The organism is Pseudomonas sp. NPDC098747, assembly GCF_044760045.1.
Classification (GTDB): domain Bacteria; phylum Pseudomonadota; class Gammaproteobacteria; order Pseudomonadales; family Pseudomonadaceae; genus Aquipseudomonas.
In genome coordinates, this window is record NZ_JBIWAL010000005.1 from 71,586 (window position 1) to 85,813 (window position 14,228).

Below are 14,228 nucleotides of genomic sequence, written 5' to 3' on the forward strand. Positions count from 1 at the left end.
GGCTTCAGCGCATCAGGGTTTGCAGCGTGAACGGATACCGGTAGGAGATCGGCCGACCCTTGGCCGAGAGCTTGCGAAAATTCACGTTGTAGCCCGCCGACTTGCCCATGGCGAGCATGTGCCGCGCCTGGGTTTTGTCGATCAGTTGCAGCAATGGCAACTGACGGTCGCGGCCGCCGTACTGATCCAGATCCACTCCTTGATCATAGTCATGCAACTCGACCAGCGCCCAGCCGCCAAGGGTAAAGTGCCCGCCGACCAACGCGCTCAAGCGACCGTCGACCACCGCCTGCAATGCGGTGCGGGACGTGTTGACCGCACTGAACAACGCATCCTTGCCGGGAACTTTGCCGCTCTCGGTATAGGCACGCATCGCGCCGAACGCCATTTCATCGTTGGCCGACCACACCAATGACACCTGCGGATAACGGGCGAACAACTGTTTGGCCTGTTCATAGGCGCGTTGTTGCGTCCAGCCGCTGTAGACCAGTTGCCGCAAACGCACTTGCGGATGCTCGGCCAGTGCGCGCTGCATGCCGTGTTCGCGCAGTTGCGCCGACGGAGTGATTTTCAGACCGGAGAAGGCCAGTACTTCAATCTGCTCACCCTTGTTCACGGGCGGGTGCAGGCGAATCAGCTCCTTCATCATCAGGTAGCCGCCCTCCTCATCGTTGGTCACCAGACTGCCGATCCGGTCGCTGCGTTCGCCCACCAGCGTCTGCTGATCGGGGGTCAGCGCAGCATTGACGATGAACAATTTCACGCCACTGTTTTGCGCCAAGCGCAGGATTTGCGGCGCAACGTATTGCTCGTTGACGAACATCAGGTAATCGGGGCGATTGGGGCCCTGCAATGCAAGGCGGGCCTGAGCCAAGGTCAATTCGGCCTGACGATGGGAATAGAGAATTTGCAGATCGACGCCCAGATCGCGGGCGGCTGCCTGCATGAATTGCGAGTAGCTGACCCAGAACGTTTCCTGTGTCGACCCCGGATTCAGGAACAGCACCGACTCCGCCCGCGCAGCAGTCGCGAACAATGTGCCGAGCAGGACAAGGCTGATGTGGAGAAACTTGAACATGAAGCATCCGGGCCCGAGGAAAAATGGCCGCGCATTATAGCCCTCGAACCACCGGCTATCGACGCCTGATCCCGCCTTTTGTCCGACAATCGTCGGGAGTGGGCCCGGACGGGTCGTTTACTGATGGCTGACCCAGAATACCGCTGTTCCTACGACGAGAATGATCAGGAACAAAATGGCCCACGCATCGACACTGCTATCGTTTTTTCTTGCTTTGGTCGGGTTGCTCATTGCATCGCCTCTTATCGGTTTTATCGGTGATTGCAGAAAGACTCGACCACAGTTAAGACGATGATTGTCCGCACGACAAATGTGGATTAGTTAATAACTGTTATCGTTAGGCGATTTGGTTCTTTACATATACTCAAACATCACTTTTGCGCATAACTGCAAACGGGTATATTGCCCCGGCTCCCTTAGGGAGCGCGCGGCCGTGCGCGCAGAATTGCAGAGGCAACATCGGACTCCAGCAAGCGAAAACGCAGCGTTTTCCGAGTAGCCCAAAGCCTGAGAACAGGACTTATATGTACGTATACGACGAGTACGATCAGCGGATCATCGAGGACCGCGTCAAGCAGTTCCGTGATCAGACCCGACGCTATCTGGCAGGTGAACTGAGCGAAGAAGAATTCCGCCCTCTGCGCCTGCAAAATGGCCTCTACATCCAGCGCTTTGCGCCGATGTTGCGCGTGGCGGTGCCTTACGGCCAACTGACTTCGCGCCAGACGCGCATGATGGCCAAGATTGCCCGTGACTACGACAAGGGCTACGCCCACATCAGTACCCGGCAGAACGTGCAGTTCAACTGGCCGGCAGTGGAAGACATCCCGGACATTCTCGCCGAGCTGGCCACCGTGCAAATGCACGCAATCCAGACCAGCGGCAACTGCCTGCGCAATGTCACCACCGACCAGTTCGCCGGTGTCGCTGCCGATGAGCTGATCGACCCGCGCCCATGGTGCGAGATCGTCCGTCAGTGGACGACCTTCCATCCGGAATTCGCCTACCTGCCGCGCAAATTCAAGATCGCCGTTAACGGTTCGACCGCTGACCGTGCGGCCATCGAAGTCCACGACATCGGTCTTGAGCCGGTGCACAACGAAGCTGGCGAACTCGGCTTCCGCGTACTGGTTGGTGGTGGCCTAGGTCGTACGCCGGTCATCGGCGCATTCATCAACGAGTTCCTGCCGTGGCAGGATCTGTTGAGCTACCTCGACGCCATCCTGCGGGTCTACAACCGCTATGGTCGTCGCGACAACAAATACAAGGCGCGGATCAAAATCCTCGTCAAGGCGCTCACCCCTGAAGTGTTCGCGCAGAAAGTCGATGCGGAAATGGAGCACCTGCGCGGTGGCCAGACCACGCTGACCGAAGCCGAACTGCAGCGCGTCGCCAAGCACTTCGTCGATCCGGACTACAAGGCGCTGGACAACCAGACTGCTCAACTGGCCGATCTGGACAAAGAGCACCCAGGTTTCGCCCGCTGGCGTACCCGCAACACCCTGGCGCACAAGAAGCCGGGTTATGTGGCGGTGACCCTGTCGCTTAAACCGACTGGTGTAGCGCCGGGCGACATCACTGACAAGCAGCTCGACGCCGTCGCCGATCTGGCCGAGCGCTACAGCTTCGGTCAACTGCGCACCTCCCACGAGCAGAACATCATTCTTGCCGATGTCGAGCAGGACAAGCTGTTCACCCTGTGGGGCGAGTTGCGTGAAGGCGGTTTCGCCACGCCGAACATCGGCCTGCTGACCGACATCATTTGCTGCCCTGGCGGTGATTTCTGCTCACTGGCCAACGCCAAGTCGATCCCGATTGCCGAATCGATCCAGCGTCGTTTCGACGACCTCGACTACCTGTTCGACATCGGCGAACTGGACCTGAACATCTCAGGTTGCATGAACGCTTGCGGTCACCACCACGTCGGCCACATCGGCATCCTCGGGGTGGACAAGAAAGGTGAGGAGTTCTATCAGGTCTCCCTCGGCGGCAGCGCCAGCCGTGATGCGAGCCTGGGCAAGATCCTCGGCCCGTCCTTCGCTCAGGAAGTCATGCCTGACGTGATCTCGAAGCTGATCGACGTGTACGTGGAACAACGTACCGAAGACGAGCGCTTCATCGACACCTATCAGCGTATTGGCATCGACCTCTTCAAGGAACGCGTCTATGCAGCGAATCATTAAGAACAACGAAGTCGTCGACGAAACCTGGCACCTGCTGCCAAAGGATTTCAACATCGACGAGATCAGCAATTGCGACGATCTGATCGTTCCGCTGCAACTGTGGCGTGAACACAGCCGCATGCTCAAGGCTCGCGATGGCGGCTTGGGCGTATGGCTCGACGCTGACGAGGAAGCCGAGGAAATCGGTGAAGACGTCGATCAGTTCCAGGTGATCGCGCTGAATTTCCCGGCGTTCACTGACGGGCGCAACTACTCCAACGCGCGCCTGTTGCGTGATCGCTATGGCTTCAAAGGCGAGCTGCGCGCAATTGGCGATGTGCTGCGCGATCAACTGTTCTACCTGCGCCGCTGCGGTTTCGACGCCTTTGCCGTGCGTGCGGACAAAGATCCGTACGAAGCGCTGGAAGGTCTCAAGGACTTCTCGGTGACCTATCAGGCCGCCACTGACGAACCGCTGCCGCTGTTCCGTCGCCGCTAAGGCTTAGTCTTCCTGCTAACAAAAAACTGCGAACAAAAAAACGCCGGTCATTGACCGGCGTTTTTTTATGCCTGACTGACTTACCAGAAGCGTTGCTGGGTCAGTCGACTCCACCAGCTCAGCAGCACGCGATCTACTGAACCGCTGGCAGCCATGCCGATGCGCTCCTGCAGGCTTTTGCGTTCGGCGTAATGCAGGTGGTAAACCTCGGCCTGTTTGGCCTTCTGCGAGAGGTATTCATCACTGGTTTTGAGTTCATCGACCAGTTGTTTGTCCAGCGCCGCGACGCCGAGCCAGACTTCGCCGGTCGCCACGTCATCGATGGCCAGTTGTGGACGGTAGCGGGCAACGAAGTTCTTGAACAGTTGGTGGGTGATGTCCAGGTCTTCCTGAAACTTCTCACGGCCTTTCTCGGTGTTTTCGCCAAACACGGTCAGGGTGCGTTTGTACTCACCGGCGGTCAGCACTTCAAAGTCGATGTCGTGCTTCTTCAGCAGGCGATTGACGTTAGGCAACTGCGCAACCACACCGATCGAGCCGAGAATGGCGAACGGTGCACTGATGATCTTCTCGCCGATGCACGCCATCATGTAGCCGCCACTGGCCGCGACTTTGTCGATACACACGGTCAAGGGCACGCCGGCTTCGCGGATACGCGCCAGCTGCGACGACGCCAGACCATAGCTGTGGACCATGCCGCCGCCGCTTTCCAGACGCAGGACAACTTCGTCCTTCGGCGTGGCGAGGGTCAGCAGCGCAGTAATTTCATGACGCAGACTCTCGGTGGCCGAAGCCTTGATGTCGCCGTCGAAATCCAGCACGAACACCCGTGGTTTGGCCTCAGGCTTTTTCTTCTGCTTCTTCTCGCTCTTCTCGGACTTGGCCTCGCTTTTGCGCAAGGCTTTCAGTTGATCCTTGTCGAGCAGGGTCTGCTCCAGGCGCTCACGCAGGCCTTTATAGAAATCATTGAGCTTGCTGACCTGCAACTGCCCCGCCGATTTGCGCCGCCCCTTGCTGCGCAACGCGGCAAAACTGGCGAGCACCACCAGAATGGCGATCACCAAGGTGACGGTCTTGGCCAGAAAACTGGCGTATTCGGTGAAAAACTCCACAGAGACTCCTCAAAACGAAGCGTGGATGTGATTTCCACGCGTGATGGTTCCAGCATACCCATGCGCCGGCTCGTCGGCCAGCCGTGAAACCTCTGGCAACACCCCTGTAACGGGCATTTCAAACAAGCGTATGTTTTTTCATTGACAGCTTCCCGGCATCCTCATAACCTCGCCAAACCTTCAACGTACCGGGATGACGCGGACGTGGGCAGCATCTATCTGATTCGACATGGCCAGGCCTCCTTTGGTGCAGACGACTATGACGTCCTGTCGCCGACCGGTGTGCGTCAGGCAGAAATCCTCGGTCAGCACCTCGCTGAACTGGGGATCCGCTTCGATCGCTGCTTGGCAGGCGACCTGCGCCGTCAGCAACACACGGCCACCAGTGCGCTGGAGCAATTCACCGTCAAAGGCCTGTCGGTGCCGACGCTGGAAACCGATTCCGCGTTCAACGAATTCGACGCCGATGCGGTGATCCGCGCCCTGCTCCCGGCGATGTTGGCGGACGAGCCGGAAGCCCTCGACATCCTGCGCAATGCCACGCAAAACCGTGGCGAGTTTCAGCGCATTTTTGCCCTGATCATCGAGCGCTGGCTGGCCGGCACCTATGACACACCAGGGTTGGAGAGCTGGCTGGGCTTCGTTGAACGGGTTCAGGCCGGCTTGCATCGCATTCTCGAACAGGCTGAAAAAAATCAGAAAATCGCGGTGTTCACCTCAGGTGGCACAATCACCGCCCTGCTCCACCTCATTACACAAATGCCTGCGAAACAGGCTTTTGAGTTGAATTGGCAAATCGTCAACACCTCGCTCAACCAGCTGAAGTTTCGCGGTCGCGAGGTGGCTCTGGCTTCCTTCAACAGTCATGCCCATCTGCAACTGCTGAAGGCCCCGGAACTCATCACTTTCCGCTGAGTCCGGATTACTGTGACCCTTGCTGTAATCACCCAGCTTCTATTACCCAAAAAAGGATCGAACCATGACCTCCGTAGCTGATGCCGTACAAGCAATGAAAGCCAAGTTCAACCCAGCCGCTGCTGCCGGTCTGGATCTGGTCTTCGGTTTCCGCATCGACGACACCAAGAACTTCTCGCTGATCGTCAAAGACAGCACCTGCGAGCTGCAAGAAGGCGAGAACCCGGACGCCCAGGTCACTCTGGTCATGGACGGCGAAACCCTGCAAGGCATCGTTGACGGTTCGACCGACGGCATGCAAGCGTTCATGGGCGGCAAACTGCGCGCTGAAGGCGACATGATGCTGGCGATGAAACTGTCCGAGCTGTTCCCTTCGTAATACCGCTGTTCAGTGACAAAAAAATCCCGCCCATGTGGCGGGATTTTTGCGTTTGGCGGCGACGGTCATGCAAAAACGGCACGCGCGCACTTCAAACCAATGCCATCTCCCGCAGCAATCGAGTATCCAGTCCGAACCGCTCTTGAGAAACCATCTTGAACTGCCCTTCTGCCAGTTCGCAGCTCACCAGCAAATTCCATGAATGCCGGGTTGCCACCGAGGGGATCAGCATAAACGGATGTTCGGCCAGTAAAGCGTCGACAAACAGCCGTTGATTGGGTGAAGGCGTCGCGGGACTCAACCAGTAAGGATTCGGCACTTCTTCCGGCTGCACAATCCTGACCTTTGCCTCACTGACGACCTCAAAACAAGTCAGTACATGAGGCTCCCTGTCCAACACATCAAAACTATGATTGGCTGCCACCTCCAGAATTGCCGAGGACGGATCGACGGATGCATAAACAACTCGCCGACCCGGTGTATTCCATCGACCTCCGTTCGCGTTTGAACCTATCCCTTTGTCCCAGGTACATCCGTAAACCTCGCGATCCAGCCGCCAGGCATACCACTGCTCGTCCCAAGGCAAAGGGTTCATGGGTAAACGCAATATATAAGCTGACCCAAGTATTGCTCCACCATCTGAAAACCCAGTGGATTTCGGGTCAACTCCAACGGCACATGACCGTTCAGGTACGTGGTGGGCTTCTGCATCCAGTCCTCCGCCCGTGATTGCCCCCCGAATGCCCTGATGGCCTTCTCCAGCACCAACGCATACTGGTAGGCGACGACGCTATGCTGCGGGTCAAGCCGTACCGACTTGCCTTCCTTCAGAAGCCGTCGCACGGTTCTGACAGACATGCCGGTGATGCGTTTGACCATGTCGCCATGCAGGTACATTTCGGAGGTTGAAAGCATGTTGACGACGTCGCTCAGCTCAAAGCCTTCATCTGTAAGGCGAACGATCAGCAAGGCATCATCCCCCATGTTCTGGCCATGCACGAGCAACTCGACAGGTTTGCCCTCGACCTTTTTCAGTCCCGTGAGCCGGGGCGTTTTCACTGTAGGCATCGCGACATCCTCCATGGGGCATCGGGCACGATCGTCGCGCCAATGATGGCGTGGGGAATAAGCAGAGGTTTCATTTTCGATGAGTGAGGTGCGCATGATTCATCCTTTTCTAGGCTCTAAGCGTTCAAGCCGCTCAGCGACTTCAATGTCACGGCTGATGCTATAGAACGCGCTTCCGACGACCAACCTGAAAAAGTCGTCGGAAATATCCCCTTTTTTGCTCAAACCTCTCCTGCTTCCGTAGGACGTAAACAAGGAGTGCCTGACACAACGTTGACCTCGATCACTGATGCATGCGTCGCCACTGATTACTCTTCCCGCTCCATCGAAGGCCAAGGAAGGCTCACCGGGAGCCTGCGGCTGATCCCATTCAAGGAAGAATTTTCATGCGCCCCCTCAAAATTATCCTGCTGTCATCGGCGTTCAACGGCCTGACCCAACGCGCCTGGCTGGAGCTGCGTCAGGCCGGGCATTCGCCCAGCGTTGTGGTGTTTACCGACGAGGCGACGGTCTGCGAACAGATCGAACACAGCGGCACCGATCTGGTGATCTGCCCGTTTCTCAAGGACCGCGTGCCGCAAGCGCTGTGGAGCAATACCGCTCGGCCGGTGGTGATCATCCACCCCGGCATCGTCGGCGATCGCGGTGCGAGTGCACTGGACTGGGCGATCACCAACGAGCTGTCGCGCTGGGGCGTGACTGCATTGCAAGCGGTCGAGGAAATGGACGCCGGCCCGGTATGGGCCACCTGCGAGTTCAACCTGCCGGCGGGCCTGCGCAAATCCGAGTTGTACAACGGGCGGGTCAGCGATGCGGCAATCCGCTGCATTCGCGAAGTGGTCGAGAAGTTCAGTGACGGATTCGTTCCAGTGGCGCTGGATTACGCCGATCCCAAGGTGCGCGGCCGCTTGCAGCCGAACATGAAGCAGGTTGATCGCAGCTTCAGTTGGCATGATTGCGCACACTTCATCAAGCGCTGCATCGATGCCGCCGACGGCCAGCCCGGCGTGCTGGCAAGCCTGGCCGGCGGGCAGTACTACGTGTACGACGCACACCTTGATTCACGCAACGGCGTGCCCGGTGAAATTCTCGCGGTGCACGACGATGCGGTATTGATCGCGGCCGGCGATCAGAGCGTGTGGCTCGGCTCGCTGCGACGCAAACCGCAGCCCGGGGAAGAAACGTTCAAGCAACCGGCGCGGCATATTCTCGCCGGGCAACTGGCCGCTGTGCCGACGCTGGACTGGTCGATCGCCAACTCGCCATTCAGCGACGAGGCGTATCAATCAATTCGTTACCGCGAATCCGGGCATGTCGGTGAGTTGACCTTCGAGTTCTACAACGGCGCCATGAGCACCGAACAATGCCGGCGCATGGTCGAGGCGCTGCGCTGGGCCAAGTCCCGCGACACCCAGGTGTTGTTGATCAAGGGTGGGCGCGGGAGTTTTTCCAACGGTGTGCATTTGAATGTGATTCAGGCCGCCCAGGATCCAGGTGCTGAAGCCTGGGCGAATATTCAGGCGATCGATGATGTCTGCGCAGAGCTGCTGACCGCGCGGCAACTGGTGGTCAGCGGCGTGACCGGCAATGCCGGGGCCGGCGGCGTGATGCTCGCGCTGGCGGCTGATATCGTCTTTGCCCGCGCCGACATCGTGCTCAACCCGCACTACAAAAGCATGGGCTTGTATGGCTCGGAATATTGGACGTACAGCCTGCCCCGCGCCGTCGGCCCGGCAATAGCCGAGCAACTGACTCAGGCCTGTCTGCCGGTGAGCGCGAGTCAGGCGTTGCAGATGGGCATGCTCCAGGAAATCGGCCCGCGCTGCCCGGAGGAGTTTTCGCTGTGGTTGCTGCAACGGGCCAACAGCGTCTTGAGCGATCCGACGTACGCTGCGGTGCGTGAGCGCAAGGCGCGGACTGATCAGGTGTTGATCCAGCAATGTCGCGAAAGCGAGTTGCAGGAAATGCAGGAAGACATGCTTTACGACCGTAATGGGTTTGCCGAGAAGTGCCGTCATTTTGTCTACAAGCGCAAGGCGTGTGGTACGCCGGCGCGGTTGGTTGAAGATTGGGCTCGGGTGGTTGAGTTAGCGGATTGAAATTTGTGGTGCCTGTTTTTCCCCTCACCCTAGCCCTCTCCCAAGGGAGAGGGAACCGATCAGGGGATATTGGAGATCTACATCGACCTGAAAGCTTTGCTCTGAATCCAAAGTCGACCGCCCTGAAAGTTTGGCTCTGAATCCATAGTCGACACGGCGGTTCAGGTCGATGCGTGACGAAAGACACTTTGGTCGGTCCCCTCTCCCCCCGGGCGGTCCGACGTTTCGGGAGGGTTAGGGTGAGGGGCTCTTTGCACTTACAATGCGCCCCACCTCAAACACCGGCCCGCCCATGGACATTGACCTCGCTCGCACCTTTCTGGAAATCGTCCGTCACGGCAGTCTCGCGGCGGCGGCGCAGAAGTTGTTCGTCACACAAACGGCGATCACCGCCCGGGTGCAGAAACTCGAAAGCCAGTTGGGCAGCACGCTGTTCGTGCGCAATCGCGCCGGGGCGAAATTGACGGCCAACGGCGAGGCTTTCGTGGTCTACGCCAATCAACTGGTGCAGACCTGGGAAGCGGCGCGGCGCGACCTGCCGCTGCCCGAGGGGTATCACAACGTGCTGCACATCGGCGGCGAAGTCAGTCTGTGCAACCCGCTGATGCTCAGTTGGGCGGCCGAGCTGCGCGAGAAGATCCCCGGGCATGCCCTGCGCATGGAGATCCGCGACGGCGAGAACCTGCTGCGCCAACTCGAACTCGGCGTGCTCGACGCTGCGCTGGTCTATCAACCGGAATACTGGCCGGGTTTGCAGGTTGAGCAGGTGCTGGAGGAGAAACTGATTCTGGTGCGCGCGCCTGATCGCCCGGATCCCTACGTCTATATCGACTGGGGCCCGGACTTCCGCCGCCAGCACGACGCCGCCCTGCCGGAAAAAGCCAAAGCCGCGCTGAGTTTCAACCTTGGCCCACTCGCCCTGCAATACATCCTCGAAAACGGCGGCAGCGGCTACTTCCGCACCCGTGTGGTGCGCAGCTATCTGGAAAGCGGCGCACTGGAAACGGTGACCAAAGCCCCTGAATTCGGCTACCCGACCTACCTGGTGTATTCGCGCGATCGCGACTCGGCGACATTGCAACAAGCCTTCGATCTGCTGCGCGAAGTGATCCGCACCGATGACGACTGGTCGCAACGGTGGAACCCGCTGAGCTGACCGAGAAGCACGGGCAGCCGCTTTACACCGGATCATGGCGTATGTGACCTCAAGGTCCGGCCTGCACAAATGGCCGGATCGACTAATCTGCCGGGTACAGCAAAATACCCGCAGGTGAGCGCAGTGAGGCAGACCACCGAGGCATTCCGCAGCTGCTATCGTGCGGCGATTCATCCGTTGTACAACCCGTGGCTGCACGGCGCCTTCGTGCTGCTGTTCGGGGTGCTGGCCATCGGTGTGTTCTGGAGCAGCGTGCACCAAGTGGGCTGGCTGGAATGGCTGAGCGTGCCGCTGACGTTGCTGTTTTTCAACTTTGGCGTGTACATGGTCCATCGCCATCTCGGCCACCACAAAAAGTCCTTCGCGAAAATGTTCTACGCCCGGCATGCCGGCGACCATCACAGCTTCTTCGCGCCCGGCCACATGACCTACGACAGCGCTCGCGACTGGCGGGTGATTCTGTTTCCGGCGTGGCTGATCGTGATCCATACGCTGGTGATTACGCTGCCGCTGTGGTGGCTGTTCGCGCAGTTCAACGTCAACGTCGCCGGGTTGTTCGCTGGCAGCATGGTGCTGGGTTATCTGGCCTATGAAGTCTTTCATGCCGCCGAACATCTGCCGCCGGAAAACCCACTGACGCGCCTGCCGTGGATCCGTCAGATGCGCCGTCTGCACGAACTGCATCACCGTCGCGAGCGCATGCAGGAGCGCAATTTCAACATTGTTCTGCCGTTGATGGACTACCTGTTCGGCACCCTTTACTGGGAACCGGAAGCCGCCCCTTTGAGCCATTCGAGAATGCCCATGACCCGCATGCAGCACCAGATCGATATCGCCGGCGAACCGATTGCCGTGCTCGCCTACGCTGCCAGTGTCGGCCGCTGGCCCGAGTGGCATCCGTCATCGCTGAAGATTGACGGCCCCTCCGGCCCGCTGCATGCAGGCGCACGCTTTGAAGAAGACATTCATGCCGGCGGCCGTGCAGGTCACCTGAGCTGGGCAGTCACCGAATACCTGCCCGGCCGGCGCTGGTGCGCGCGGGCCCAGGGCGATCACGGGTTGTCGCTGGAGCTGACTTACGAGTGCCACGCCGAAGGTGACGGCACGCGGTTTGTGCGCACGCTGGATTATCGCTTCGACGGACTGGGCATGCGCATCGCCAATCAGTTGCTGCTCAAGCGGCGCATCGACCGTGAGTCCGCTGCATCCATGCTCGCGCTGCGTGACATGGCTGCGCAGTACCTGGCGTCAGCGAGGGCTAGCGCATGAGGTGGCGGCGGTTTTTAGTATTGCTGATAGTCGCCGTCATCGCGTTTCTGCTGCTGATGCCCACCAAGGTCGAGCCGGTTGCCTGGACACCGCAGGCCGCGCCCTCGCTGACCGACGGGATTTACGCCGATAACCAGCGCCTCAAAGGTGCGGCGAAGGTTGGCCCCAGTGACATCGAAGGGCCGGAAGCGCTGCTGCTGGAAGGAGAATTCCTGATCACCGGCCTGCATGACGGTCGGCTGATCCGCAGCAGTCTTGATGGCAAGGAACGCAAAGTACTGGCCGACACCGGTGGCCGACCGCTGGGGCTCGCGCGGCATCCCAACGGGATTCTGGTGATCGCCGACGGGGTCAAGGGTTTGCTGTCTCTCGATGCGCAGGGTCAGGTGACTGCCTTGACCAAAGAGGCCAATGGTGTGGACTTCGGTTTCACCGATGACGTGGCGATCGACAAGTCCGGCCATTATGCCTATTTCAGCGATGCCTCCAGCCGTTGGGGTTACGGGCATGACGGCGAGGCGATCATTGAGCACGGTGGCGACGGACGCCTGCTGCGCTACGACTTCCAGACCGGCAAAACCAGTGTGTTGTTGGACAAACTGCAGTTCGCCAACGGCGTGACCCTTGGCCCGGATGACGCCTATGTGCTGGTCAATGAAACCGGTGCCTACCGGATCAGTCGCTTCTGGCTGAAGGGTCCCCAGGCAGGCACCCATGACCTGTTTATCGACAACTTGCCGGGGCTGCCGGACAACCTCTCATTCAATGGCCGCGACCGGTTCTGGGTTGCGCTGTATGCACCGCGTAGTGCCTTGCTCGATGCCACGGCCGGCCATCCGTTCGCACGCAAGATGATTGTGCGGGCGTTGAGCGTGTTGCCGACGCCTATGGAGAAGCGCGGGTTTGTGCTGGGGCTGGATCTGCAAGGCAAGGTGATTGCCAATCTGCAGGATGCGAGCAGCGGCAACTATTCGCCGATTACCACGGTGCGTGAGTATGGGGACTGGTTGTATTTCGGGTCTTTGAAGGCCATGCATATGGCGCGGTTGCCGTTGGCTGATGCGCTGAAGTAAATCAGCAGCCTTTGTGCTGGATTGACTGACGCCATCGCTGGCAAGCCAGCTCCCACAGGGGTTCATGTTGTTCACAGATTATGTGCACGACCCGATACCTGTGGGAGCTGGCTTGCCAGCGATAGCGGTCTGTCAATTAGAGGACTTATCAAACTTGTCGGGGTCTTCGTCTTCAGGAATATCCTCAACAGGCTCTTCGGGATTCGCCGTGGTATGCGCCGGGCTGTTCGGCTCCGGATGCGTCGGCACCGGGTCGAATGCGCCCTGCTCTTCGCTGGGGAATTTGGGATCGCTCATGGGGCACCTCGCATGGAGTCGATGAGTTCGGACTCTGAACATTCGAGGTGCCGGTCGTGGCTGTCGTTCAAGTCAATCCGCAACCGTAGGTCGGCGGATCAACAGCGGATCAGGACGGCGCCTGCAAATGGCTGACGATTTCGTCTTTGACCTTCAGACGCTTCTCTTTGAGTTTTTTCAGTGCGTCGTCACTGGGAGCGTCCGAGGTGGCCGTTTCGGCCTTGACCACCTCAGCATCAGCCTGGGAATACTTGTTGATCAGTGAATCCAGTCGCGGATCCTGGGTGCGTTTTTGCTGGATCTCTTCCTTCGTGCAGCTCAAGTCCTGAAACAGGTCATGGGGAACCGGCATGGAACACCTCCGTGAGTTGATCGGCGACCAACGCGACCGATTGCGCTGGCCAGTCTTCAGAATGGCCTCGGTCAGGCCGTTCTGTCGACTCCCTGTCAGACCAGCGGTGGCCGTTCGTCGCCCTGTCGCAAATGCGATAAAACCTTTGATCACCGTCGCCCCTCCACTCTTTAACGCTCACAAAAACTTGCGTGGAGATACAACTATGGACGGATTCAACCTGCGTCACCTTGCACTTGCCGTTGCCCTGAGTGCGAGCATGGGCAGCGCCTTCGCTGCTACCGACAATGACTTCGTCGATAACGCCGCGGCCGGTAGCATCGCCGAAATCGAAACCAGTCGCCTGGCCCTGGAAAAAAGCCAGTCTGCCGATATCAAGAAATTCGCCGAAATGATGATCACCGATCACAGCAAGGCTAATGACGAACTGGCGACGATTGCCAAGACTCACGACATCGAAGTGCCGGATACCACCACTCTGGTCAAACAGGCCAAGGAGAAAATCCTCGACATGCGCGATGAATCCTTCGATGCGGCTTACGCCAACAACCAGGTCAAGGCCCACGAAGACACCATCGAGTTGTTCAAGAAGCAAGCCAATACCGTGACGGATGACAAGGTCAAAGGGGCGACTGAGCTGAAAGCCTTTGCCCAGAAAATGCTGCCAGGGCTGGAAAAACACCTGACGGCGGCGAAAGAGCTGCAAGCCAAGTACCCGAGCAAGTAGTCGAGCTTGCCCTTGCCCTCACCCTAACCCTCTCCCAGAGGT

The 14,228-nt window shown here is 58.8% G+C and carries 15 protein-coding genes; 9 read left to right on the forward strand and 6 right to left on the reverse strand.

The window, feature by feature from the left end; translation table 11 throughout:
* Nucleotides 1-4 precede the first annotated feature (4 nt).
* Nucleotides 5-1,078, reverse strand: coding sequence for an ABC transporter substrate-binding protein (locus ACIQVE_RS04675; protein WP_402805005.1), 1,074 nt, complete (start codon nt 1,076-1,078; stop codon nt 5-7).
* Between the two features lie 524 nt (nt 1,079-1,602).
* Here ACIQVE_RS04675 and ACIQVE_RS04680 point away from each other — a divergent pair.
* Together ACIQVE_RS04680 and ACIQVE_RS04685 are read left to right on the forward strand one after the other, a co-directional pair.
* Nucleotides 1,603-3,261, forward strand: coding sequence for a nitrite/sulfite reductase (locus ACIQVE_RS04680; protein WP_402805007.1), 1,659 nt, complete (start codon nt 1,603-1,605; stop codon nt 3,259-3,261).
* Nucleotides 3,245-3,739, forward strand: coding sequence for a DUF934 domain-containing protein (locus tag ACIQVE_RS04685; RefSeq protein ID WP_402805009.1), 495 nt, complete (start codon nt 3,245-3,247; stop codon nt 3,737-3,739). Before ACIQVE_RS04680 ends, ACIQVE_RS04685 begins: the two co-directional genes overlap by 17 nt.
* Before the next feature lie 80 nt (nt 3,740-3,819).
* Here the strand turns inward: ACIQVE_RS04685 and sohB are convergent, their stop codons facing one another.
* Nucleotides 3,820-4,851: a protease SohB gene (gene sohB / locus ACIQVE_RS04690; protein ID WP_402805011.1), complete on the reverse strand. Its 1,032-nt coding sequence runs from the start codon at nt 4,849-4,851 to the stop codon at nt 3,820-3,822.
* 204 nt (nt 4,852-5,055) lie between these two features.
* Here sohB and ACIQVE_RS04695 point away from each other — a divergent pair, with 204 nt between their 5' ends.
* Both ACIQVE_RS04695 and ACIQVE_RS04700 read left to right on the forward strand, forming a co-directional pair.
* Nucleotides 5,056-5,766, forward strand: coding sequence for a histidine phosphatase family protein (locus ACIQVE_RS04695; RefSeq protein WP_402805013.1), 711 nt, complete (start codon nt 5,056-5,058; stop codon nt 5,764-5,766).
* 64 nt (nt 5,767-5,830) lie between these two features.
* Nucleotides 5,831-6,145, forward strand: a complete 315-nt coding sequence (locus ACIQVE_RS04700; RefSeq protein WP_007946492.1) for an SCP2 sterol-binding domain-containing protein — start codon at nt 5,831-5,833, stop codon at nt 6,143-6,145.
* 91 nt (nt 6,146-6,236) lie between these two features.
* On the opposite strand, the gene ACIQVE_RS04705 is transcribed toward ACIQVE_RS04700, so the two are convergent.
* Nucleotides 6,237-6,740 (reverse strand): RES family NAD+ phosphorylase, encoded by a 504-nt coding sequence (locus tag ACIQVE_RS04705; RefSeq protein ID WP_402805015.1) that lies wholly within the window; start codon nt 6,738-6,740, stop codon nt 6,237-6,239.
* Nucleotides 6,737-7,213 (reverse strand): antitoxin Xre/MbcA/ParS toxin-binding domain-containing protein, encoded by a 477-nt coding sequence (locus tag ACIQVE_RS04710; RefSeq protein ID WP_402805211.1) that lies wholly within the window; start codon nt 7,211-7,213, stop codon nt 6,737-6,739. The genes ACIQVE_RS04705 and ACIQVE_RS04710 overlap by 4 nt, the downstream gene beginning before the upstream one ends.
* 386 nt (nt 7,214-7,599) lie before the next feature.
* On the opposite strand from ACIQVE_RS04710, the gene ACIQVE_RS04715 reads away from it, so the two are divergent.
* From ACIQVE_RS04715 to ACIQVE_RS04730, 4 genes are all read left to right on the forward strand, one after another.
* Complete coding sequence (locus ACIQVE_RS04715; protein WP_402805017.1) at nt 7,600-9,312, forward strand: hydrogenase maturation protein; 1,713 nt, start codon at nt 7,600-7,602, stop codon at nt 9,310-9,312.
* 292 nt (nt 9,313-9,604) lie between these two features.
* The gene (locus ACIQVE_RS04720; protein ID WP_402805019.1) at nt 9,605-10,468 is read left to right on the forward strand and encodes a LysR family transcriptional regulator; all 864 of its coding nucleotides are present in this window, start codon (nt 9,605-9,607) and stop codon (nt 10,466-10,468) included.
* Nucleotides 10,469-10,591: 123 nt separating this feature from the next.
* Nucleotides 10,592-11,737, forward strand: coding sequence for an SRPBCC family protein (locus ACIQVE_RS04725; RefSeq protein ID WP_402805021.1), 1,146 nt, complete (start codon nt 10,592-10,594; stop codon nt 11,735-11,737).
* Nucleotides 11,734-12,810, forward strand: coding sequence for an SMP-30/gluconolactonase/LRE family protein (locus tag ACIQVE_RS04730; RefSeq protein WP_402805023.1), 1,077 nt, complete (start codon nt 11,734-11,736; stop codon nt 12,808-12,810). The genes ACIQVE_RS04725 and ACIQVE_RS04730 overlap by 4 nt, the downstream gene beginning before the upstream one ends.
* 132 nt (nt 12,811-12,942) lie before the next feature.
* Here ACIQVE_RS04730 and ACIQVE_RS04735 read toward each other — a convergent pair whose 3' ends face one another.
* Together ACIQVE_RS04735 and ACIQVE_RS04740 are read right to left on the reverse strand one after the other, a co-directional pair.
* The gene (locus ACIQVE_RS04735) at nt 12,943-13,107 is read right to left on the reverse strand and encodes a hypothetical protein (protein WP_402805025.1); all 165 of its coding nucleotides are present in this window, start codon (nt 13,105-13,107) and stop codon (nt 12,943-12,945) included.
* Between the two features lie 109 nt (nt 13,108-13,216).
* Complete coding sequence (locus tag ACIQVE_RS04740; protein WP_127652680.1) at nt 13,217-13,459, reverse strand: DUF465 domain-containing protein; 243 nt, start codon at nt 13,457-13,459, stop codon at nt 13,217-13,219.
* 205 nt (nt 13,460-13,664) lie between these two features.
* On the opposite strand from ACIQVE_RS04740, the gene ACIQVE_RS04745 reads away from it, so the two are divergent.
* Complete coding sequence (locus ACIQVE_RS04745; protein WP_402805027.1) at nt 13,665-14,186, forward strand: DUF4142 domain-containing protein; 522 nt, start codon at nt 13,665-13,667, stop codon at nt 14,184-14,186.
* Nucleotides 14,187-14,228 lie beyond the last annotated feature (42 nt).